The organism is Finegoldia sp. (assembly GCF_046991905.1).
Lineage (GTDB): Bacteria > Bacillota > Clostridia > Tissierellales > Peptoniphilaceae > Finegoldia.
The window spans coordinates 108,316-131,360 of sequence record NZ_JBKWZF010000003.1 but is presented as its reverse complement, the minus strand read 5'-3'; the positions used below and the strand labels follow the sequence as shown (position 1 = coordinate 131,360).

Below are 23,045 nucleotides of genomic sequence, written 5' to 3'. Positions count from 1 at the left end.
ATATACAATGATTTATTCAAATCCAAACTTTTGACAGAAGGAAAATTGATATTGCAGAACGATCGAGTGATGATTTCTGATGATATACCTACATTTGAAGAGATATGGAATAAAGAATATGAAAGACTCGGACAAGGAAAATCAAAAAGCTGGGATAGTTCAGTTAAAACAGCATTTAAACATTTACAGCCTATACATGATATAAAAATAAACGCCATAAGTGTAGACAAATTACAACATTGCTTCGATATACAGATGCAAAATGGTAGTGGAATATCTAAATTAACCCATATGAGAAACGTTTGCAATATTGTTTATAATTATGCAAGGAAAAAGAAATTGATTTCAAGAGACGATGATCCAACAGAATATATTGAATATAAAGCAACAGCTGAAAAACGTGCTATCAGAAGAGTATTCACCATAGATGAAATATACAAATTGATTTGTGATAATACGGATGAAAGCAAATTGATTTTATTATTCATTCTGACAGGTATGAGACCGACAGAATTACTTGACCTTCCAAGATCAAAAATATATCTGGATGAACAATACCTTGTAGGAGGTGTTAAGACAGCCGCAGGCAAAAACAGAATCATACCGTTACATAGGGATGCTGTTTTTATAGTTAATTATTTTATGGAAACTTATAGATATGAATATCTATGTTTCGGTAAAGGAGCAAGGTATACATATAAAAAATATATGAAGATATTCCACGATAAAATGGAAGAATTAGGCCTTAACCATAGTGAACCATATGATACCAGGCACACATTTGCTACAATAGCAAAAACTGCACATGTAGAAGAAGGCGCAAGGCAACTTATCATGGGACATGTAAGGCAAGGAACTACAGATAAAAATTACACGCACGAGCCATTAGATTACCTATTGTCAGAGATTAACAAGATAAACATTTGTTAGACTATTGTTAAACTAATATATGCAAAACATATGAAATTAACGTAAATTATGTAAATGAATAAAAATAAACGCCTTATTTTGTAATGAGTTGATATGATTTGTAAGCAACTTTCAAATCGTGTATAATAATGCAGTATGCGAAACGGAGGGATTTTTGAATGGAAGTTATGAAGAAATTTATAAGCTATTATAAGCCATATAAGACTGTGTTCTTTCTTGATATGTTCTGTGCACTTGTGATCAGTGCGGTTGATCTTGCATTTCCGCAGATTCTGAGCTATCTGAATACTACATTTTATATTCAACCAAAGGATATGATTATGGACAGTCTGCTTCTGCTTGGGGCAGGACTGCTTGTAATGTATGTCGTTCGTGCAATCTGCCGGTATTATGTAACAGCGCAGGGACATATTATGGGAGCACGTATGGAGAGCGATATGCGTCAGGATCTGTTTGATCAGTTTGAGCGCCTGTCCTTCTCCTATTATGACCGTAACAATACCGGGGAAATGATGAGCAAGCTGGTTTCTGATTTGTTTGATATTTCAGAATTCGCGCATCACGGACCGGAAAATGTATTTATCTCGCTATTGAAAATTATCGGTTCCTTTCTGTTGCTGCTGTACATCCACGTACCGCTGACCCTGATTCTGATTGCAGTAACGCTGGTCATGCTGATTTTCAGTATGCTTCAGAATAAGAAAATGCAGGCAACCTTTATGGATAACCGCCGTAAGATTGCCGGTGTCAATGCAAGCCTGCAGGATTCTCTGGCCGGTATCCGTGTTGTCAAATCCTTCGCCAATGAAGACATTGAGCGTGATAAATTTTCTCACAGCAATCAGCTGTTTCTGCAATCTAAGACGAATAACTATTACCGGATGGGACTGTTTCATGCAGGAAATAATTTCTTTCAGGGGATGCTGTACCTGACGATTCTGGTTGCGGGTGGATATTTTATTGCCAACGGAACACTCGATCCAATTTCTCTTGCGACCTATGCCCTGTATATCAACATCTTTGTTGCCCCGATTGAGGTGCTCGTTGAATTTACAGAGATGTTTCAAAAGGGCTATTCCGGGTTTAAACGATTCCTTGAAGTCATCGAAACAGAGCCGGATATTCAGGATGCACCGGATGCACAGGAGCTGAAGAATGTTCAGGGTGTCATAGATTATGATCATGTGACCTTCTCTTATAATGAGGAAGAGCATGTTTTGGATGATGTTTCTATACATATCGAAGCAGGCCGTTCCATTGCTCTGGTCGGACCAAGCGGCGGAGGGAAAACGACAATCTGTTCCCTGCTTCCAAGGTTTTATGATGTGAAGAACGGAGCTGTTCGTGTGGATGGTCAGGATATTCGAACGCTGACACTGGAAAGCCTTCGCAAGGCAATCGGTATCGTTCAGCAGGATGTATATCTGTTTACCGGAAGTGTAAAAGAAAACATTGCATATGGAAAACCCGGATGCACGGATGAGGAAATCATCGAAGCAGCCAAAAAGGCAAATATTCATGATTTCATTATGGGACTGCCGGATGGCTATGATACCTATGTCGGTGAGCGTGGTACACGACTGTCAGGAGGACAGAAGCAGCGCATCAGTATTGCCCGCGTCTTCCTGAAGGATCCAAGAATATTGATTCTGGATGAGGCCACAAGTGCACTGGATAATGAAAGTGAACGGCATATTCAGAAAAGTCTGGAAGAGCTGGCAAAAAACAGAACCTGTATCACAATTGCGCACCGTCTTTCCACCATACGCAATGCAGATGAAATTATCGTTATCTCTGAAAACGGCATGGAAGAAAGAGGAACACACAATGAACTGCTTGCGAAGGGCGGCACCTATGCCAAGTATTATCATATGCAGTTTGAAGGTCTGGATTTTGATGAACAGACTCGTGAAACACTACATTCCAGACAATAGAAAAAGCACGGTTGTGAAAAATCGTGCTTTTTTCTTGTTCTGCTGTTCAGCAATCATGTCGATATATACGAATGTTCACAGGTGTTAACGCCATGCCTTACGGCAGTCTGGAATAATGCACATGCACCAGCTTTTTCCCCTGCGGATAGCTGCGGTAAATCTGTGTTTCCCTTCCCTTGTTCATGATATGTTCCCCGCTGTCCTTCATCGTCGCATACAGCGTCCAGTAAAAGCGTACAATTGTAATATCACAGAATTCCTGAATCTTAACATCATCCTGTTGAAGGTCGCGCGTTTCATACTGAGCCATCGCTCCGTGATAAAAGGAAGCAAGGATAGCGTCCAGTCCTTCCACTTCCCCTTTTGGAAATATCATGGAGCATTCATCCTGATCACTCCACACCTCACGAATCAGCGAATCACTGCAGGTATTGACGGATTGTATATAGCTTTTTAATTCTTTCATAGTAACCACCTCACCATAAATCCTACACGCAGCTGAAAGGATTGCAAGAGCAAATATAAAAAGCTTATGCTTTTTGTTCGGTATCAAACAGATATTTTCTGATTTCTTCAAGACTGTTACAGCTTTTCAGCATGTGCGTCTGCTCATCATCAGAGACAATCCGTACAATGCGGCGAAATATTTTACTGTATTCCGTACTGATATCCTCACCGATGGCCGCAAAGAATACAAGATCAACAAGCTGATCATCCCATGTGATTGTATGATCCAGTTTGATGATTAAAATAACGGAATTCTTCACTGCTTTTTTCGTACCGTGAGGGACTGCAACACCACGTCCGATTGCTGTTGAGGAATACTGAATACGATCATAAACCGACGCCTCAAACGCTTCTGTAACATATCCGTTATCCTCCAGATATGTGCAGTATTTATGAATGAGACTTCTGCGATTTTCACAGCTGTCCTGAAAATAAGAAAGATAGCTGTCAAACTTTGTGCGAAGCTCCAGCGTATGCTTGATTTCTCTTGCAAAAATCCAATGACGAATCTGCGAACAGGATGCTTCTGTAAACAAGTGATCGATATTTATAATATTGGAAGCATGCAGACGGTTCGTTGTAGCATTCAGTATAAGATCATGCTGGTGCCCCGTTTCTTTTTTCATTTCATCACTGCCTATAATGTTCACAATTTCTATTTCACGAAAGGATGTTTCAACCATGCTTTTAATATAGGATTCAAAGGTGATTCCGGCGTCACAGATCAATAAACAGCGTATGGAACGGATATTTCTGGAGCGGTTTAAGGCTCCGACGATATGCAGACAGATAAAGCCAAGCTCATTGGCGTCAAAATAGATGTGTTCCCTTTCCTCTATCTTATCAATCGTTGTCATGATTGCGACATAGACCTCCGTGTATTTCGTTTTGATTGCTTCCAGCAGAGGATTCTCACTTGAGATACCATACTTCATTCTCCGGATTGCCGGTTTCATATGATTGCAAAGGTTTTGTTTGAGCTGTTTATCTTCTGACAGATCGACATTCAGACGTTCCGATACCAGATAAATGAATCTATCCAGCATGGCACTGTCCAGCTCCTGAAACTGCTCCTGGTTTTGCTGCTTGCGGGTTGAAAGAATCACCCGTTCCAGATAATATATTTCCTCTTCGGGAAGGCTTACATGAAATGTCTGCTCCATTTTCAGCTTCATGATGGTGGCTACATAATATTCCTGAAGATCAGTGCTGATGGTTGTCTGCTTTTGAACTGACCTGTCAATCTGACAGCGCGTAAGTAATATACAGCATTTGAGAATCAGCATACCGAAATCATAATCACAATAATGAGTATTCAGATTGATTTCCGATGATTTTACAATCGGGATAATCATCCGAATCATCTGAACATCAAATACCATTTTCATTTTTTCATATAATGCATCCGGCAGACGGACATCCAGATCATTATGCTGATATCCCTGCATCGGAAGAGTGTCTACAAAACGGTAAAAAAGATTTCGGATATCCTCTTCGTGACCTTCCAGAGACAGACCATAGTTTGAACGTTTTCGAAGTCTGCAGTCATAGTTCTCAGCAAGTCTCTCAGCTTCCTCCAGAACAGTGGTCAGTGAGGACTTTGAACGGTATAATGCATCTGCAAGATCCTCCATACGGATCGCATCCCTATAAGTTAAAAGCATATGCAAAACCGTATGTAAATCATTTCCCTTTTCCAAGGGGACAGATGTCTCAAAGCGATTTTTTTGAAGCTGCCGGTAAATCGCCTCTCTCTGTTTTTGTGTACAGTGAAGACGTATTCCGATGTTCGGTTTTTTTATCAGCTCGGCACCATGAAGGAGCTGTAGAAAACTGGTATCCTGCAAATCGCTGTGTATCGTTCGCGAAGATACTGCGACCTGTTCTGCAAGCTCTGCCACAGTCTGAAAATTCTGTTCCTCTACAAGTATATTCAGAAGTTCCATCCACCTTTGTGTTTTTTTCATGATAAGCCTCCAGTTCACTGTCCTTTTTGTTTTTATCACCCATTATAGTATGCCAAGAGCCTTCCATACGGTATCTATCTCGATCCTGCGGAAAAGATACAGATTTAATTTCTGCTTTTCTTTCGGAACGCATACCGAAGGTGAGAGCTGTATGCCTAAAATAAACAGCATCTGATATCCGCTTTCTTCCATAGAAATTATATCATAATTTCTATATACAGCTGTCTGGAAAAAATTGCAGGAATACCTGTAGATGTTGAAAAAAGGAAGTGCCGTGCTCTATTGATTGTTGAAGACAGCGGTTGATATAGTAGAGGTGCAAGGAGGAACAGCAATGAAGAAAACAGCACATTGTATTCATCATACACATTGGGATCTGATCTGGTATTTCACAGCACAGGATGCAACTGTTCAGCTGTGCTATAATATGAAGGAGATGCTGGAAGGCTTTCGAAGCGGAAGAATTACAGATTTCTTTTTCGACGGACAGAGTGCGCCGATGGATGAGTACAGAAAGCTTCACCCGGAGGACGAAGCATACATACGAACTCTCGTAACGGAAAAAAAGCTCGTAATCGGACCCTTTCACTCACAGCTTGACTGCTTTATCTGCAATGGTGAATCTGTCATTAACAACCTGAGACTCGGCATGCAGTCTGCCGAAAATCTCGGATATGTTTCCAGGGTTGCATATCTGCCGGATTCCTTTGGACATTCCTGGGATTTTCCCAAGATATTTCATCAGTTTGGAATTAAGGATTTTGTCATAACACGCGGTGTTGGAGATGATTATAAGCTTGGCAGCGAATTTTACATGAAATCAAATGACGGCAGTGAGCTGCTGGTATGCACAATGATTGCAGGCTATGGATACGGATGCTATGCATTCCGTAATGGTACATTATTTGATGAATCAGCTCTTGACTACAATAAAATCAGTGTACAAAGTCTGATTGACCGGCTCCTGTCCTATTCCACACTGGATCACGAATTTGTATTTCCGCTGGGCTTTGATCAAAATCCGGCAATGCTGGATATACCAAAACGAATAGCAGAGTATAACGCACAGCAAACAGACATTGCATTTGTATCAACAACATGGCAGGACTTCTGCAATCGTGTAAGAGAGCATGGTCACAATTTAAAATGCCATGAGCATGAACTGTTCTCGACGCAGTATCATCGGGTTCACCGTTCCATTTTCTCCGCACGCGCAGATATCAAAGCACTGCAGGATGCCTGTGAGCGAAAGATCACATACGGTCTTCAGCCTCTTATGTCCATGCTGGATGCACAGGGTATCCCGTATGACCACGGACTGATCGATGAAATATGGAATCGTCTGCTGCGCTGCCAGACACATTCCTCTGCGACACTGACAGATGAAACAAATGACTATATTCAGCAGGAAACACAGAATGCTTACAATCTGATAACCTCTCAAACGGTATTTCTGATGAAGCTGCTTTCTCTTTCTGTACAGAAGAGGGAGGATGGATATCCTCTGCTGGTATGCAATACGCTGCCATATACAAGAACACAGACACTGCATACAACTGTACAGACTGGAAAACCTGATTTCCGAATCCTTCTGGATGGAAAGGAGCTGCCGTATACGCGTGCAGGGACAGTAAAAAAGAACTGTGGTGTTTTACGTAAAGATATCCGTGATATGGATCCCAAGGGCTATTTCTATGAAACAGAAATCATATTGCAGATTGATCATATGAAGGGGCTTTCCTATCGCACATTGTATATTCAGGATATTGATCAGCCATCTGTCAGCTATGAACTGGCGCAGGTTCCTTATATTGAAAATAACCGTTTCCGTATTCACAAGGATGAAGAGGGTGTACATATCTTTGATTACAGGAGTCATAGGGAGCATCGCAGCGCTATCTATCTGGAGGAGTCCGGGGATGAGGGAGACAGCTTTGACTATTCTCCTCCAGAATATGACTGGATTCTTACAGATTACTTTGAACATGCAGAAGTTTCCTGCGTACAGAATATGACTTACAGCTGTATGACCCTGACAGGTACCATGGAGATACCTCGGAATCTGAAGAATAGAAAAGATAGAATACGAAATTCCGGTATGCGATATAAAATTAAGCTTGAGCTGATAGATAAGAATAATATCCGTATTTCGGGAACGATTGATAATCATGCAACGGATCATCGTGTACGTCTGGTTTTCACCGGACAGGCACCGCATACGTATTCACTTGCAGGGACACAATACAGCTACATCAAACGCGAAAGCACTCCGGCAGCTTTAAAGACCTGGAAGGCGGATGGCTGGTTTGAAGAGCCCAGTCCAACATGGCCGTTATTGAATTATGTATCGGTAGAGGATGATGAAGTCATGACTGTTATGACGAAAAGCAGTAAGGAATATGAGCTGATAGACGAAGGTAACAAGGATATCGCTGTAGTATTGTTTCGTTCCTATGGTGCTATGGGCTATCCGGATCTGCATCGTCGTCCGGGCAGGCCCAGCGGTCTGGACTACATGATATTCCAAACACCGAAATGTCAGATGCTGAAAGAAAACAGCTTTGATCTGGCCTTAACGTGGTATGAAAGCTATGACGGTAATCGTATCTGCCAAGACTACATTCAATATGCCTGCCCGCAGCTCTGTTTTGAAGGACAGCATTTTGATAAGTCTGTGCATCCGATATCCTATTTTCCTACCAATCCACCAGAACAGAGACTTCCGGATTCCTGGAGCTTTCTGAATATGGATGAGCTACAGGGCTGCTTCGGATCACTGGTGAAGGAAAAAGATTACTGGCTGCTTCGTCTGTATAACAATGAAATAGAGCCGGTATCCTGCGGCATAATACATAGCGATGAAGCGCTTGTTTACACACTGACGACACTGGATCATACAATACACAAACCGCTGTCCAATGAGCTGGAGCCTCTGCGTAAGGGTGAGCTCAGAATGATACAGATAGAAAGAACATAAAGGAGGACTTGTTTATGAAACGCATTATCGGAGTATGTGCCTGCCCGGCAGGAATTGCCCATACGTATATGGCCGCTGAGAATCTGGAGCGGCAGGGTAAGAAACTGGGCTTTCAGGTAAAAATTGAAACAAATGGTTCCGGAGGTGTAGAGAACCGATTACGTGAGGAAGATATTAAGGAAGCAGACTACGTTATCATTGCGGCAGATACCCGTGTGGAAATGGAGCGCTTCAGAGGGAAAAAGCTTCTGGAGGTTTCTGTAACAGATGCCGTTAGAAAAGTAGAAAGCGTATATGAAAAACTGAATGATGCACTAAAAGAATATTAAATGAAAAAGAGGAGAAAATTATGAATTGGAAAAAAAGCTATAATCATCTGATGTCCGGTGTTTCTTACTTCCTGCCATTTGTTGTAGGTGGTGGAATTATGCTGGCATGTGCCTATCTGTTTGATTTTCAGAATGCCAACACAGCGACCTTCGGCTCATCCAATGTTTTCGTTTCCTGGCTGAATCAGATTGGCGGGCTGGCTATGGGGTATATGTTTCCGATTATGGGAGCTTATATTGCCTATTCCATAGCGGATCGGCCGGGATTGCTGACCGGTATGGTAGCCGGTGCTTTGGCAGCAAACGGCGGCTCTAGTTTTCTTGGCGCTGTGATCGGCGGCTTCGCAGCGGGTTATATCATTCTCGGTCTGAAAAAGTTGACTGCCGGGATACCTCGATCTCTGGAGGGAATCAAAACACTGCTGTTATTCCCGATACTGGGTCTTGCATTAACAAGTCTTGCCATGCTGGCAATCAATTCTGTCGTTGCCCCTGTCAGCAATGCGCTTACAGATTTCCTGTCCGGTCTCAGCGGTACAAATGCTGCACTGCTTGGGGCAGTAATCGGCGGTATGCTGGCACTTGATCTTGGCGGTCCCATCAACAAAACTGCATATCTGTTCTCTGTTGCAACACTGACTGCAGCAGATGGAGGAACCGTACCGTCTGTTGTCATGGCTTCCTGCGGCTGCAGTGCCATGGTAATTGCTACAAGCTGTGCTGTCGCCTGTACACTGTTTCCTAAAAAGTTCAGCGAAAATTTACGGGGGGCAAAAATTGCTGCATATATTATGGGACTCAGTTTCTTTGTTGAAGGAGCCATTCCCTTTGTAGCAGACCGGCCTAAGAAAATTCTTCCTTCCTTATGTGTTGGAGCAGCAGTAACAGGAGCCTTGGTAGCCATGTTTGGAATTACACTATCTGCACCGATTGGCGGTCTGGAAACATTGCTTCTTGTCAGCAATATCCCATTATATCTGTTATCGTTTGCAGCAGGAACAGCAGTTGCTGTCTGTATGATTTATTTCTTTATCAGAAATGAACCGGATCAGGAGTAAGACATGAAGTTGATCAATGAGAATCTGATTCTCCTTGATATGAATCTGCAGTCCAAGGATGATATTATTTCCTGCATTGCGGATACACTGGAGAATAATCAGCGGCTGTGTGATAAGCAGCAATATATAGACGATGTTTATTCAAGAGAGGACGAAATATCTACAGCCATGGGCTCCAGCATCGCTATACCGCATGCATTGTCATTGGGCGTCAGGCATACATCTCTGGTCTTTCTTCGACTACAAAATCCAATTCAATGGGATGATGATCAGGTTCAGATGGTATTCGGTATTGCTGTACGCAAGGAAAACAGCGGGAATGAGCATCTTAGAATCCTTTCCAACCTGGCAAGAAAGCTGATGGATTTGGGATTTACAAATGCGCTTCTTCATTCAGACAATCCGGACGGCTGTCTGCAGCTGCTGGAAGAATGCAGCATTAGCTGAAGATAAAACTACAGCTTTGCATGTTACATAATCAGTAAAAGATAGGAAGCAGCTTAGAAACAGGTCAACGGCACCTGTTTCTTTTTTTCAAAATGCTTCTCTTCTTTGTTCAGGAGCACAGGTGTAAACAGAAAAAAGATCATAGCCATGATCCTTTTATAATGTTATCTGCACAATTTCCCCATCAGCCGTTTCTACATCAACGATGGTTAATCCCCTGTATTCCTTACTGAAATGCTTTAGAAGACGCATCATCTTTCTTGTGGTCTCCTTATCCATTGTCCATGCTATTTCCGTATTCTCCTGTATTGTCTTTCTAATCACTGTACAGGTGAGCATATTATAAAGCATGCTATCGGGAATGCGAAGATTTAGACGGCAGGACTGTGCATGAATCCGTATCTTCATGCTATTCGACAATCACTTCGACATGATCTCCGTTTGCAGAATCGACTTCTACAAGCTTTCCGATCACACCACTCTCTATCAGCTGCATAATCATTCCCAGATCGATTTTCTGCATCATTGGATTGTCTGTCATCTGCGGGATGTCCAGCCCCATATCTCTGGCCATTTTTACCAGAACCAGCGGCAGGTTGACACGTACTCTGTCTCCATTCTCTGAATTCACATACACTCTCAAAAACATCTGTTCGATATCCTTTCGCTTATCTTCCGGAAGCAGTTCGACTGTCTGCACCTTTTCTTTTAGAAAATCATCCAGAGAAATATGGAAGAAGTCTGACAGCTCAATCAATACTGGAAGATCCGGCATAGAAAGATCATTCTCCCATTTTGATACAGCCTGCGGCGAAACTCCCATTTTATCTGCAAGCTCATCCTGTGTCATACCCCTTGCTTTTCTCAATTCACTTATTTTGGTTCCTAATGCTTTCATATAGTGTTCCACCTTTCTTCACACCCTCATTATAGAAATGATTTCTTCCTAAAGGAAGATAGAGCTGGTTGAATGTCACAACTGCTCGTTGTCTGCTTCTCAACCAATAGTAGAATTCCCCATATTTCCTTTTACAACAGCCTTTTACATTATATTCGTATCAACACACTTATCTGTCATGCAATCTATTCCTTAAAATCTTATGGAAGAACTTCCATTGCATATATGCAATCTTGCTGTACAGCTTCAGTGCCTGTATAGTTCACACATCAAAATAATTATCTATAAAGTTTTCTGTATAGAATGAAATTATAATAACAAGGGCACAAAGCATCACCTTTGGAAAAAGGTATGCAGTAATTAAGAACAGCCGCATTCCCTCTTCCTTTTGGCTCATATGACGCTGTTTGCAGTTTCACAGAGAATCGATGATTCAGCTATTCCTCTTATGCTATAGAAAGAGATAAAAGAAAGGATATGGTCATGCATTGATCATATCCTCTTCCTTCAGCTTCTGATTCTGTTCATCCTTTTCTGACAGGATGACACTGCCGCTTTGCAGTGATTTCTGTACATCGATGATTCTCTGATTCCGGCTTCCCTTAAAGACAAGACGGTAATCCTTCAGCTCATTCACAAACTTACCGTCAACCAGCACATCAAGTTGCACAAGCAGCCTTTTCTTACGCTCATCCGCAAGAAGCTCTTCATAGGTGAACCCGCTGTAAGCCCAGATGTTCAGCTGTTTTTCCTTTGCCGTTCTTACGATTTCCAGCAATGGCTCAACCTGCAGAAACGGCTCTCCGCCTGAAAGTGTCAGACCGCTCTGCAGCTGTGCATCACGAATCTGCTGCTGCAGCTGTTCAACGGAATACAGGGTGCCGCCTTCCGTATCCCAGGTTTGCGGATTGTGACAGTTTGGGCAGTGATGTCTGCACCCCTGCGTCCAGATAACCATACGAACACCGGGACCATCTACAAAGCTGTCCTCCTGCATAGGGGAAGCCAGTCGGATGGTTTTGCTATCCATGCTTTACACGATCCCGTTCTTCAGATGCCTTTGCATCATTGAAACGGTCTACCGTACCTACCAGATAACCGGTAATACGGCGGATTTTCTCAAACTTATATTCTTCCTCACGCTCGTCTCTTCCGCATTTTGGACAGACATGCCCTTCAATTACACCACTGTAGCCGCAGCATGGATCACGGTCTACCGGATGGTTGATGCTGCCGTAACCGATTCCCGCATCCTTCATACAGCGAACGATGGATTCAAATGCTTCCAGATTATTTGTAGGATCTCCGTCCACTTCCACATAGGAGATATGTCCGCCGTTTGTGAATTCATGATAAGGAGCTTCCTTCTGAATCTTCTTAAATGCTGTTATGTGATAGTATACCGGTACATGGAAGGAATTTGTATAGTAATCCCGATCTGTAACACCCGGTATGATACCGTAGATTTTCTTATCAATCCGTGTAAATCTTCCAGACAGACCTTCTGCAGGAGTTGCAATAAGAGAGAAGTTCAGACCGTATTTCTCTGTAGCTTCATCACACATTTCACGCATATGCCCTACGATTTTCAGACCGAGCTTCTGCGCTTCTTCACTTTCTCCGTGATGTTCTCCGATCAGCGCCTTTAAACATTCCGCCAGACCGATGAAACCAATCGTCAGCGTTCCCTGCTTGATGATTTCCTCCAGCGTATCCTCCCAGCTCAGATTCTCACTGCCGATCCAGACACCCTGTCCCATCAGGAATGGGAAGTTTTTCACTTTCTTTCTTCCCTGAATTTCCAGACGCTCCAGCAGCTGCTGAATAACGATTTCCATCTTTTCATCCAGCTCATTAAAGAAAGCAGCCTCATTGAAATCACCATTTACAGCAACTCCGTGCTTGATTCCAAGACGCGGCAGGTTGATGGAGGTAAAGGAGTTGTTTCCTCTTCCTGTCGCAATTTCCGGACCGTTGATATTTCCCATAACGCGGGTACGGCATCCCATATAGGTTGTTTCTGTTTCCGGATGTCCTTCCTTGTAATACTGTTTGTTGAACGGAGCATCCATAAAGCTGAAATTCGGAAACAGACGTTTTGCGGATACACGCATTGCCAGCTTAAACAGGTCGTAGTTAGGATCCTCAGGATTATAGTTAATGCCTTCCTTAACCTTGAAAATCAGAATCGGGAAAATCGGTGTTTCTCCGTTCCCTAAACCTGCTTCCTGTGCCAGCATCAGATTTTCACTGATCAGTCTACCCTCCGGTGTCATATCCGTACCGAAGTTTATACTGGAAAACGGTACCTGTGCACCGGCACGTGAATGCATGGTGTTCAGATTATGTACAAAGGCTTCCATTGCCTGATAGGTTTTTCTTCTTGTGGCAACGTTTGCTTCTTTATAAGCGAATTTATTGATCAGCTCGATTTGTTCCTCACCAAGACCGAAGGTTTCCTTCAGCATGGCATTCAGGCTGTTCAGGAAGCTGTCGTCCATGATCATAGCTGCAGTTTTTCCTGTTTCCTTCTCCACTGCCTTGAACGGTTCTCTCACATCGGCATCCAGATTGATAAACAGCTCCAGCGCTTTGTTGAGATTACTGATATATTCCTTGCGGAAGGTTTTTGCGACACCCTTTGCCAGATAAAAATCAAAGGCAGGTATACTCTGACCGCCATGCTGATCGTTCTGGTTACTCTGGATTGCGATTGCCGCAAGAGCTGCGTAGCTGGTGATATCCTGCGGTTCACGCAGATGCCCGTGACCGGTTGAAAAACCGCCGTTAAACAGCTTTTCCAAATCAATCTGACAGCAGGTCAGCGTCCCCATATTCATAAAATCCATATCATGAATATGGATATCTCCGTTTTCATGAAGCGCCGCATGCTGCGGATTCATCAGCTGACTCATACAGAATTCCTTGGATACAGCACTTCCGTACTGCAGCATGGTACCCATTGCCGTATTTCCGTCAATATTGGCATTCTCACGCTTGATATCCGCATCGTTGCTGTCCGCAAACGTAATTTCCTCAATGGATTTCATCAGCCTTGTCTTCATGCTGCGGATTCTTGTACGTTCTGCACGATACAGGATATATGCTTCACTGGTTCTCGCATGACCGGTTTCAATCAATACCTTAATAACTGCATCCTGCACATTTTCCACGGTTGGTGTTGTGCCCTGGTATGTATTATTCAGAAGATTTACGACTTTCTCCGTCAGTATTTCCGCTGTTTCATAATCTGCTTTGCTGCCTTCCTCCTGTGCTACTCTGCTTGCTGCCAGGAAAATAGCTCTTGTGATTTTTTCCGGAGAGAAATGTATTTCACGTCCGTCCCTTTTCTTAATGCTAGTGATCATAGAATCCTCCTTAACCTAGAACAATGACAATAGAAAATACACGCGGCATTTACGTGTATTCAGATTGTTTATGTTGTAGATGAACCTTCATCTCTATTTGCTCTGACACTTATTATACCTCAATTTCAGTGTTTGTGGGACTGTAAATGCTTTTTTTTATTTACATGAAAAAGTGTAAGCATTTTTCCTGATATTTTTCTTCCATTTACGTAATGATTAATAAAAAATATCCATGAAATGTCATCCACAGATATTTTTATTCTATATGAATATGTATGGTATGTATTTTATAACGAGCACCCCTTGTTTTGAGTCTGTACCTGCTGCCTCCCTGACATCGTTTTAAAACAGCTGTGTTTATTATCATAGTTTCTAGTGATTCAGCTTGATACAGACACTATCCATCCTCGTTTTGGCTTTTGCTGTAAGGCAGAGAGAACCAGAAGGTACTTCCTACTCCTTCTTCACTAAGTACGCCGTATTCAGCCTTATGAAGCTCCAGAACAGCTTTAACAATGCTCAGACCCAGACCGCTGCCAACCCGGGAGCGCACATGCGTCTTATCCACCTTGTAATACCGTTCCCAGATATACGCAAGCTTATCCTTTTCGATACCCGGACCATGATCGATTATTTCGATACGAACCCTTCCCTGTTCAAGAAGCTGCTTCACGATGACCTGATGATCCTCTCCGCTGTAGTTGATGGCATTGTTAATCAGATTATAGATAACCTGATCAAGCTTGATCACATCTCCCTGAATTATGACATCTTCTCTATATTCAAAGCGAATATCATACTCATCCTGCTTTAAAAGGGTTTCATAGCGTTCGATGATGCTGCGGATCTCGTCCGTCAGATTCATGGAAACCGCATGCAGCTCCTGTACACCTGCCTGCAGCTTGGATAGATCCAGCATATCGTTCACCAGATTGGTCAGACGTTTTGTCTCATCAATGATAATCTGTACATTCTCCGGTGTGTTCTCACCGGGGATATCCCGCATAACCTCCCCGTATCCGCTGATCATTGTCAGCGGTGTTCGCAGGTCATGGCTCATATTCGCAATCAGCTCACGCCGCAGATTCTCCACCTTCCTCAGCTCTCTGGAAGCATAGTTCAGCGTATTGCTCAGCTCCTCAATTTCCAGATATCCCTTACCGCTGAAGGCAACATCATACTGACCGGTCGCAAGCGTTTTCGCTCCGTTGTTAATGGAGATGATGGGACGTGCAATCTTTCTTGAAAGATAAAAGGCCAGCATAAGCGCCACTACAGTCAATATTGCCGCAATGATGATAAACTGTGTCTTGATTGTTTCAATCGTAGCATTTACCGGTGTCAGCTGTGCATTGATCACACTGATTTTCATATGGGAATTGCTTCCTGTGACCACACTGATGTAGGTCATATTCTGCACACCCTTGGAAATTTTCATATTCTGTTTATTTCTGCCGTTGTCTCTGATATCCGATGTAAGCCGTGATGGAAATGCCTCCGGACGCGGTATCATAAGACCTTCCTTTGTCAAAGAGAAACGAAAGGATTCAAAGGGCACCTCCACCTTGGCAGTATCCTCAATCAGTCTGGAAGCTATTCCATCCTTCTGTGACAGGGCTTCCCCCTTCAGTTCATCAATAACATCTGCATGGGCAGCATAGCTGGCAGATTTGCTGAGCATACATTTGCCATCGCTTTCATTGCCCATAATCGGATCCTTGCTCGTATCCTCATCATAAACGATGACACAGAAATCCCCATTGCGGGAAATGTTTGAAATTTTTGTTTTATAGGATTCCATATCCAGTGAGCCATCCAGCTTCTGCGTAATGACTTCATTTACTTCACTGGCGGCCTTTTTTACGGAATTGGATTTGATAAACATATAAAATTTTTCCAGAAAAAATACCTGAAAAAACCATAGTACTGCAATGATAATGACAATAAAGAACACCAGTGTGACAAAAATCTTCCACTTGACGCTGATTGGTTTTCGCTCTTTTCTGTCGACGCCTGCCACCTGTTTATTTTTCAGCTTCAAAACGATACCCTACTCCGCGCAGTGTAATAATCAGGCGGCTGTAATCCTGCAGACTTTTTCTCAGCAGCTTGATATGCGTATCCAGCGTTCTGTCATCCCCATAGAAATCATACCCCCATACATCATGAATCAGCTGTTCTCTTGTCAGTGCGATTCCTTCATTGCGTACCAGATAAAATAATAGAACATATTCCTTTGGCGACATTTCCACCTCTTTATCATCAATAAAGACCTTGCGTGCCGTAAAATCGATTTTCAAGCCTTCATAGGTATAGATATCCTTTTTTCTGGTGTTTACATCACCATGATATCGCTTTAATATGGCACTGACACGCATCATCAGCTCCTTAGGAGAAAACGGTTTTCCCACATAATCATCAACACCGATTTCAAAGCCGTGGATTCTATCATATTCCTCTCCTCTTGCGGAGAGCATAATGACAGGAGTCTGCACATCCTTACGGATTTCCTTTACCGCTGAAAAGCCGTCCAGATTCGGCATCATGATATCCATAATGATTAGATCATATTCCGCCTGCTTACACTTTTCGATGGCATCCATTCCATCCACTGCTTCCTCAATTTCATGTCCCTCAAATTCACCATACTTACGAATCATGCTTCTGATACGTTCCTCATCGTCCACAACCAGCAGTTTGCTCATGTTATCACCTCTATCTGTATTATAACTTGAATGCCATACCCTTATGTGATGATTTTATGAATATTCAGGGAAAATACCAGTAGGTAAGCTTTTCATCTGTAATCATCCCTGCTTTTTTCTGAAGCCGGATACTGGCAGTATTATCCTTTACAATTTCACCATAGGGCAGTCTGCCGCGCTCCAGCTGTTTGCCAATCATCACCTGCTCCAGAGCCACAGCTAGTCCTTTTCTCCGCCATTTGGGATGAACCTCCAGAATTCCGATACTTTCCTGCTCATGTACTCCGATAAATCCGCATAGCTCACCCTTGTAAAATGCACCATACATACCATCCTGCAGACATTCACCGATATACTGTTCATTTGCCAGAGATTCCATTGAATGCCTGTATAATGCAATGATTTTCTGTGTATGTGATGCATCCAGCCTATTTATTACAAAGCCTTCCGGAAGGGCTACTGCAGGGGGTACATCCTCAACATATACACAGTGAACACACTCCAGCTCGCTTTCCAGCTTTCGCATGGATTTCAGCCAGGGATCCGTATAGGTGTCATGGGCAACCAGTATGCCAAACTGCTTTGGCAGGTGCTCCACGATTTCTTTCCCTGCCTGATCATCTGCCGCAGCACTATATAAAATCTTTGAAATTCTTCCCTGTAAAAGCAGGGCTGTCTCTGTTTCATATAAAACTAACCCGCCTGCATTCCTGCACTGCAGCATATCCGCATACAGACAGGGTTCCTTTGTTAAATTCATGCTCTTCTCCTTTTAAAAAAGGATTAACTCCTGTTCCATACAGAAATCAATCCTTATTAACAGCTCAATAACGTAGTTCAAACAATTGATTCACTTACGTTCAGGTATTTTAACATAATCCGTGGTACTGCTTATATATTTCATTTTTACTGAGGCCGCGCTCTCTTGCGACACGCTTGATTGCTTCATTGGTAGTCAATCCTTCTTTAATATAGGTATTGATCTGTTCATGAACAAGCGGCATTGCGGAATCTTCTCCCGGATCCTTGGTTTCTCTGGAGCCCTCCATAACAATTACCATTTCACCCTTAAGCTCCTCCGCAATTTCCAGAATTTCTTCGATAGTTCCTCTCAGAAACTCCTCATGCTTTTTTGTAAGCTCACGAGCCAGACAGATATTGCGGTTGCCCAGTACCTCAAGACAGGAAGCAAGCATTTTTTTTACACGGTGCGGTGCTTCATAAAAGACCATGGTAAACGGATAGTATTTTAATTCATACAATTCACGAATCCGTTCCTTTTCACCGGATTTCAAAAATCCGTAAAACAGAAAATGTCTGGTGTCCATGCCACTGGATACCAGGGCATTCAGCATCGCATTGCTTCCGGATATTGGAACGACATTAAAGCCCTCCTCGATTACCTTCTGTGTTACAACACAGCCCGGATCGCTGATCAAAGGATAGCCGGCATCACTCACAAGCGCGATATCCTGTCCCTGACGCAGCAGCTCCAAAAGACCGTTTGCACTTTGAGCCTCATTGTGCTGGTGATGGGAAATCAGTCGGGTATGAATACCGAAATGCGTTAACAGCTTCAGTGTGTTTCTGGTATCCTCTGCCGCAATTACATCGACAGACTCCAGCACTTTCAATGCTCTTGGTGTCATTTCCTGCAGATTTCCGATTGGCGTTGCCACCACATACAGGGTTGCTTTTTCATTTTCAAAGCTCTTCTGACGATTCATTTTGTTCACCTACCGATCGGAGAAATCTATATCCGGCCACAATTCCTTAAAGGAAAGAAACTGTACATCCTCTTTATTTTCAATCTTTACCTGCTGAAGCAGTACATTCATACTGGTAATTCGATACCGGCTTCCCTTGTATTCAATCTGGGAATTCATTTTCGGCAGACCCTCACGCAGCCGCTTATACTGACTGTCTTCAAATTTCAGACAGCACATCAGCTTGCCGCACTGTCCGCTCAGCTTTTGAATATTCAATGCCAGCAGCTGATTCTTTGCCATATTGATAGATACGACATCAAAGTCATTCATAAATCTGGAACAGCAAGTTTCCATACCGCAGGTTCCCAGACCACCAATGATTTTTGATTTGTTACGGGGACCAATCTGACGAAGCTCAATGCGGCATTTAAAAATACTTGCCAGCTCCTTGAGAAGCTCACGGAAATCCACACGCTCATCCGCAACATATACAAAGATGATTTTACTGCAATCCAGCGTATACTCCGCTTCAATCAGATTCATATCCAATCCAAGCTTACGGATACATTCCGCACATATCTCCATAGCCTTACCGGCCTTTTCAATATTTTCCTGTGCCTGCTTTAAATCACGCTCTGTTGCTTTGCGTGTGATTGGCTTGATCTCCATTCCGTTGGACAAAAAGGTTTCTGTTTCCTTAACGATTTTTCCAAGCTCCAGACCACGAATCGTTTCAACCACCACATCATCACCCACCCGGTACTCATCCACATCGGTACCGAAGGTATAGATTTTTTTTGAATCCTTAAAGGATACAAACGCGATGTATTTATAAACTCTGCCTTCCGGCTTGCGTTCATTGTGGTTTGCCTTCTTGTGCTCCGGCTTTTGTGCAGGCCTTTGTTCCTGCTTCATTTCCTTCTTTACTTCCTGTCGTGGTTCCTTCGCTTCCGACTTCATATTGGGTTTTCCATCATGCTTGGGATGATGCTTCATATCCCGTTTCTGTTCAAAGCCTCTGTCATGATGCTTCTTTTTATCCTGCTTCGGATTCGGATTTCCTTTTGAAATCCCGTTCCTGTCTTCCGACTGATTCATTCTGTCACCTCTTTCATTCTGTACAGCATCTGATCAACGAGCAGCTGCAGGTTGACCGAACGCAGTAATGTATCCTTCGTCTGCATGAGAATCTGCAGAATTGCTGCCATATCCATGTTTTTCTTCTGATATTCCTTCAGCATATTCTGATACCATGTATCCGATTGCCGACGACTGCCACGCAGACAGTCACGGAAGAATATAGTAAGCATATCAAGCAGATAGAGCATTGCCTGCTTTCCGTGCTTTTTCTGTTTTGAAGGAAAGCCTTCCAACTGCAGAAACAGCAAAGCATCATATGGTGAGGAAAGATAACGCTCCAGCATTCCCTTCATTAAAAAGCGGGCATGCTGATAATCCTCACTTTCCGAAGCCTCCAGAATTTCCGATTTCTGGCGGATCATGCTGCTGAGCAGATAGGCATCCAGCGCCTCCAGATCCTCCTGTACCGCCGCATGGCACTGTGATGCGCTCAACGGGGTAAAGGGGATATTCTGACAGCGGGATATGATGGTAGGAAGAACTCTGTCCAGCTGTTCCACAATCAGTATTGCAATCATATCACTTCCCGGTTCCTCCAGAAATTTCAACAGGGAGTTTAATGCATCCGGTGTCGCATTTTCCGCATGATCCAGCACATATATTTTCTTTCCGGTTTTTTCAAGGCCGGTTTTTGCGAATGCATGCTGCAGCTTCAGAATATCGTCCTTCTTAATGGAAACACTTGTTCCATCCAGATATATCATATCGGCATATTCGTTGTGTGCAATACGCTCACACGTATCACATACCTCACAGGCGAAGCCTGATTCCCTGCAAACCAGACTCTGGGCCAGCAGATATGCTGTTTCTTTTTTAGGCGTACCGCTGGGACCGCTGAACATATAGGCATGCGCAAGACGGTTATGCTCCAGAGCATTTCGCAGAGTGTGATATACCACCGGCTGCTGTTCTCTCAGAATATCTTTAAACATGGTTTTTTATAATCTCCATAAGACAGGCTACTGTATTGTTCAAAACTGTATCCACATCAGGATTGGCATCCACAATATGCATACGTTCCTTAAATTTGTCTTTGATCAGCTCATAGCCCTGTGCAACCAGCTTATGGAACTCCATACTTTCATTGTCCAGTCGATCCTTATTGCCACGGCTTGTGACGCGGGACAGTCCTGTTTCAAAATCAACAGAAAGAAATACCGTAGCATCCGGCAGATGCCCTTCAATTGCGAACTGATTGATAGCAAAGACCTCCTCAACACCGATACCTCTGGCAATTCCCTGATAAACCAGAGAGCTGTCCACGAAGCGGTCGCAGAGAACGATTTTTCCTTCCTTCAGCGCAGGCAGTACCTTTTCTATAAGATGCTGGCGGCGGCTGGCGGCATACAGCAATGCCTCACAGCGTTCATCCATTGCCGTATTGGCCGGGTCCAGTATGATGCTGCGAATCTGTTCCGCAATATCTATGCCTCCCGGTTCTCTTGTATATAGTACAGGATACCCCATCTCTTTCAGCTTTTCATATGCAAGCTTACTGATGGTTGTTTTCCCGCTTCCGTCATTTCCTTCAAATGTGATAAACAATCCCTTGTTCATAGCCTGACACTCCTTTAACTAGACCCTATCATTATAGCATAATCAGCTATTGCACTACAAAGAGATTTCTCATGCTATTTACAGCATTGTGTACTGATAAGCTGCAGAATATGTTTTCAGGCATAATTATGAATTCATACTGAGGAGTAAGCTTTGAATTTTCCATCATAAGGAAAGCCTCACAGCTTTTCTATTAAGTTCTTTGCTCTGGTCTTATCTGTACTGGTTCCGATGAATGATTACTGGATACAATACACATGGATAATAAAAATACACGCATAGGCTTTTATGTTGACAGTCACAGTACAAACTTAAGAATGCATAAAAAATATGATAAGATTGCTCCTGCATTCTCTTTTTTCTTTATCGATCAAAATTTTCGTATAAAACACCAGTCCCTGCATAAGATAGTGTTAGGGAACTTCATTCATTCCCTTCAACATACAGGCAGCATACCTGCCAGATGGACAGAGTCAATAGATTCTGTCTTTTCTGTTCTCTGATGTTCGCCTCTTCCTAATGTCTTTTGCCATTTCATATATTGAATTTTTCTTTGCAGTAAACATTCACTGCCTATCCTATACAAAATAACTGTAAAATAAAGGATTACTGCAAACGCGTATAAGCATAACATTTTGGGATTCAATATCTAATTTCTTCTTCATTTTCCGCATATGAAACAGATTCTTTTCTATCTATACAAAATAGTGCTATAATATGATACAGGTGATGCAAAATGGATAAAAAGAAACTTCAGGAAATACAGAAACATCTTCCGGATCATGTTACACTGATTGCAGTAAGTAAAACACATACGAAAGAAGAAATTGATGAAGCCTATGCCTGCGGATGTCGGGTGTTTGGTGAAAATAAGGTACAGGAATTAAAAGAAAAATATGATGATCGCTATCAATGGCATATGATTGGTCATTTACAGCGCAATAAAGTAAAGGATGTTGTTCCTCTCGCTGATATGATCCAAAGTCTCGACAGTCTGCGTCTGGCTGAGGAAATAGAAAAGCAGTGTGCGAAAATCGATAAAATTATGCCGGTACTGATTGAAGTAAATATATCAAGAGAAGCAAACAAGACTGGTGTGTATATGGAAGAATGTCCTGCCTTTGTAAAACAGTGCATGCAGTATAAACACCTGGATGTTCAGGGACTAATGTGTGTTGGTCCACTGGATGCGGACCGTGACCGTATTGAGGAATGCTTTGAAAGGATGAATATCCTCTTTCACAAGCTGCAAAGTGAATATGGAAGTGAGCAGATCCGCTATCTGTCCATGGGGATGAGTGATGATTATCCGATTGCTTTGAAGCATGGTTCGAATATGATTCGCCTGGGTACTGTGATTTTCGGTAAGCGAAATTATTCTATATAAGCATATCATTTTCATAAAGCCTGTTGATTCTAATACTGATTGATCTCACGTAACCAGTAAAACAAATACTCCTGCGCATAAGTAAAACAATTATAATAAAAACCAGAGAACATTCATTATGAATAAGCTCTG

At 42.7% G+C, this 23,045-nt stretch carries 19 protein-coding genes; 7 read left to right on the top strand and 12 right to left on the bottom strand.

Annotation, left to right across the window (positions count from 1 at the left end; genetic code table 11):
* On the top strand, positions 1–930 hold a 930-nt coding region (locus ACLUJM_RS02840), incomplete at its 5' end, for a tyrosine-type recombinase/integrase (protein WP_412412083.1).
* 158 nt (positions 931–1,088) lie between these two features.
* Positions 1,089–2,864, top strand: a complete 1,776-nt coding sequence (locus ACLUJM_RS02835) for an ABC transporter ATP-binding protein (RefSeq protein ID WP_161128918.1) — start codon at positions 1,089–1,091, stop codon at positions 2,862–2,864.
* A gap of 97 nt (positions 2,865–2,961) precedes the next feature.
* Here ACLUJM_RS02835 and ACLUJM_RS02830 read toward each other — a convergent pair whose 3' ends face one another.
* Positions 2,962–3,330, bottom strand: coding sequence for a nuclear transport factor 2 family protein (locus tag ACLUJM_RS02830; protein WP_008816007.1), 369 nt, complete (start codon positions 3,328–3,330; stop codon positions 2,962–2,964).
* A gap of 64 nt (positions 3,331–3,394) precedes the next feature.
* A complete protein-coding gene (locus ACLUJM_RS02825; RefSeq protein ID WP_008816008.1) occupies positions 3,395–5,338 on the bottom strand; it encodes a BglG family transcription antiterminator in 1,944 nt (647 codons plus the stop codon).
* A 334-nt stretch (positions 5,339–5,672) separates the two neighbouring features.
* On the opposite strand from ACLUJM_RS02825, the gene ACLUJM_RS02820 reads away from it, so the two are divergent.
* Genes ACLUJM_RS02820 through ACLUJM_RS02805 form a run of 4 tightly spaced genes read left to right on the top strand, consistent with a single transcriptional unit; the run spans position 5,673 to position 10,149 of the window.
* Positions 5,673–8,315: a glycoside hydrolase family 38 C-terminal domain-containing protein gene (locus ACLUJM_RS02820; RefSeq protein ID WP_009588979.1), complete on the top strand. Its 2,643-nt coding sequence runs from the start codon at positions 5,673–5,675 to the stop codon at positions 8,313–8,315.
* 14 nt (positions 8,316–8,329) lie between these two features.
* Positions 8,330–8,644: a PTS fructose transporter subunit IIB gene (locus ACLUJM_RS02815; protein ID WP_002606723.1), complete on the top strand. Its 315-nt coding sequence runs from the start codon at positions 8,330–8,332 to the stop codon at positions 8,642–8,644.
* 20 nt (positions 8,645–8,664) lie between these two features.
* On the top strand, positions 8,665–9,702 hold the full coding sequence (locus ACLUJM_RS02810) for a PTS fructose transporter subunit IIC (RefSeq protein WP_008816012.1): 1,038 nt from the start codon (positions 8,665–8,667) through the stop codon (positions 9,700–9,702).
* 3 nt (positions 9,703–9,705) lie between these two features.
* Positions 9,706–10,149: a PTS sugar transporter subunit IIA gene (locus ACLUJM_RS02805; protein WP_002606721.1), complete on the top strand. Its 444-nt coding sequence runs from the start codon at positions 9,706–9,708 to the stop codon at positions 10,147–10,149.
* Positions 10,150–10,558: 409 nt separating this feature from the next.
* On the opposite strand, the gene ACLUJM_RS02800 is transcribed toward ACLUJM_RS02805, so the two are convergent.
* The 10 genes from ACLUJM_RS02800 to tmk all read right to left on the bottom strand — a co-directional run bounded on the left by ACLUJM_RS02800 (position 10,559) and on the right by tmk (position 21,526).
* On the bottom strand, positions 10,559–11,047 hold the full coding sequence (locus tag ACLUJM_RS02800; protein WP_008816015.1) for a helix-turn-helix domain-containing protein: 489 nt from the start codon (positions 11,045–11,047) through the stop codon (positions 10,559–10,561).
* Between the two features lie 481 nt (positions 11,048–11,528).
* Positions 11,529–12,077: an anaerobic ribonucleoside-triphosphate reductase activating protein gene (gene nrdG / locus ACLUJM_RS02795; protein ID WP_008816016.1), complete on the bottom strand. Its 549-nt coding sequence runs from the start codon at positions 12,075–12,077 to the stop codon at positions 11,529–11,531.
* On the bottom strand, positions 12,070–14,415 hold the full coding sequence (locus ACLUJM_RS02790; protein ID WP_008816017.1) for an anaerobic ribonucleoside triphosphate reductase: 2,346 nt from the start codon (positions 14,413–14,415) through the stop codon (positions 12,070–12,072). Before ACLUJM_RS02790 ends, nrdG begins: the two co-directional genes overlap by 8 nt.
* A 397-nt stretch (positions 14,416–14,812) precedes the next feature.
* The gene (locus tag ACLUJM_RS02785) at positions 14,813–16,456 is read right to left on the bottom strand and encodes a sensor histidine kinase (protein WP_021420140.1); all 1,644 of its coding nucleotides are present in this window, start codon (positions 16,454–16,456) and stop codon (positions 14,813–14,815) included.
* On the bottom strand, positions 16,440–17,120 hold the full coding sequence (locus tag ACLUJM_RS02780; protein WP_074747878.1) for a response regulator transcription factor: 681 nt from the start codon (positions 17,118–17,120) through the stop codon (positions 16,440–16,442). Before ACLUJM_RS02780 ends, ACLUJM_RS02785 begins: the two co-directional genes overlap by 17 nt.
* A 64-nt stretch (positions 17,121–17,184) precedes the next feature.
* A complete protein-coding gene (locus tag ACLUJM_RS02775; RefSeq protein WP_008816020.1) occupies positions 17,185–17,880 on the bottom strand; it encodes a GNAT family N-acetyltransferase in 696 nt (231 codons plus the stop codon).
* A gap of 109 nt (positions 17,881–17,989) precedes the next feature.
* Positions 17,990–18,847, bottom strand: coding sequence for a 16S rRNA (cytidine(1402)-2'-O)-methyltransferase (gene rsmI / locus ACLUJM_RS02770; protein WP_002606707.1), 858 nt, complete (start codon positions 18,845–18,847; stop codon positions 17,990–17,992).
* A gap of 9 nt (positions 18,848–18,856) precedes the next feature.
* Positions 18,857–19,927 carry a regulatory iron-sulfur-containing complex subunit RicT gene (gene ricT, locus ACLUJM_RS02765; protein ID WP_008816021.1) on the bottom strand — a complete coding sequence of 357 codons (1,071 nt, stop codon included), beginning with the start codon at positions 19,925–19,927 and terminating at the stop codon, positions 18,857–18,859.
* Positions 19,924–20,901, bottom strand: coding sequence for a DNA polymerase III subunit delta (locus ACLUJM_RS02760; RefSeq protein WP_008816022.1), 978 nt, complete (start codon positions 20,899–20,901; stop codon positions 19,924–19,926). Before ACLUJM_RS02760 ends, ricT begins: the two co-directional genes overlap by 4 nt.
* Complete coding sequence (gene tmk, locus ACLUJM_RS02755; protein WP_008816023.1) at positions 20,894–21,526, bottom strand: dTMP kinase; 633 nt, start codon at positions 21,524–21,526, stop codon at positions 20,894–20,896. The genes ACLUJM_RS02760 and tmk overlap by 8 nt, the downstream gene beginning before the upstream one ends.
* A gap of 736 nt (positions 21,527–22,262) precedes the next feature.
* On the opposite strand from tmk, the gene ACLUJM_RS02750 reads away from it, so the two are divergent.
* Positions 22,263–22,913: a YggS family pyridoxal phosphate-dependent enzyme gene (locus tag ACLUJM_RS02750; protein WP_002606703.1), complete on the top strand. Its 651-nt coding sequence runs from the start codon at positions 22,263–22,265 to the stop codon at positions 22,911–22,913.
* Positions 22,914–23,045: the final 132 nt, after the last annotated feature.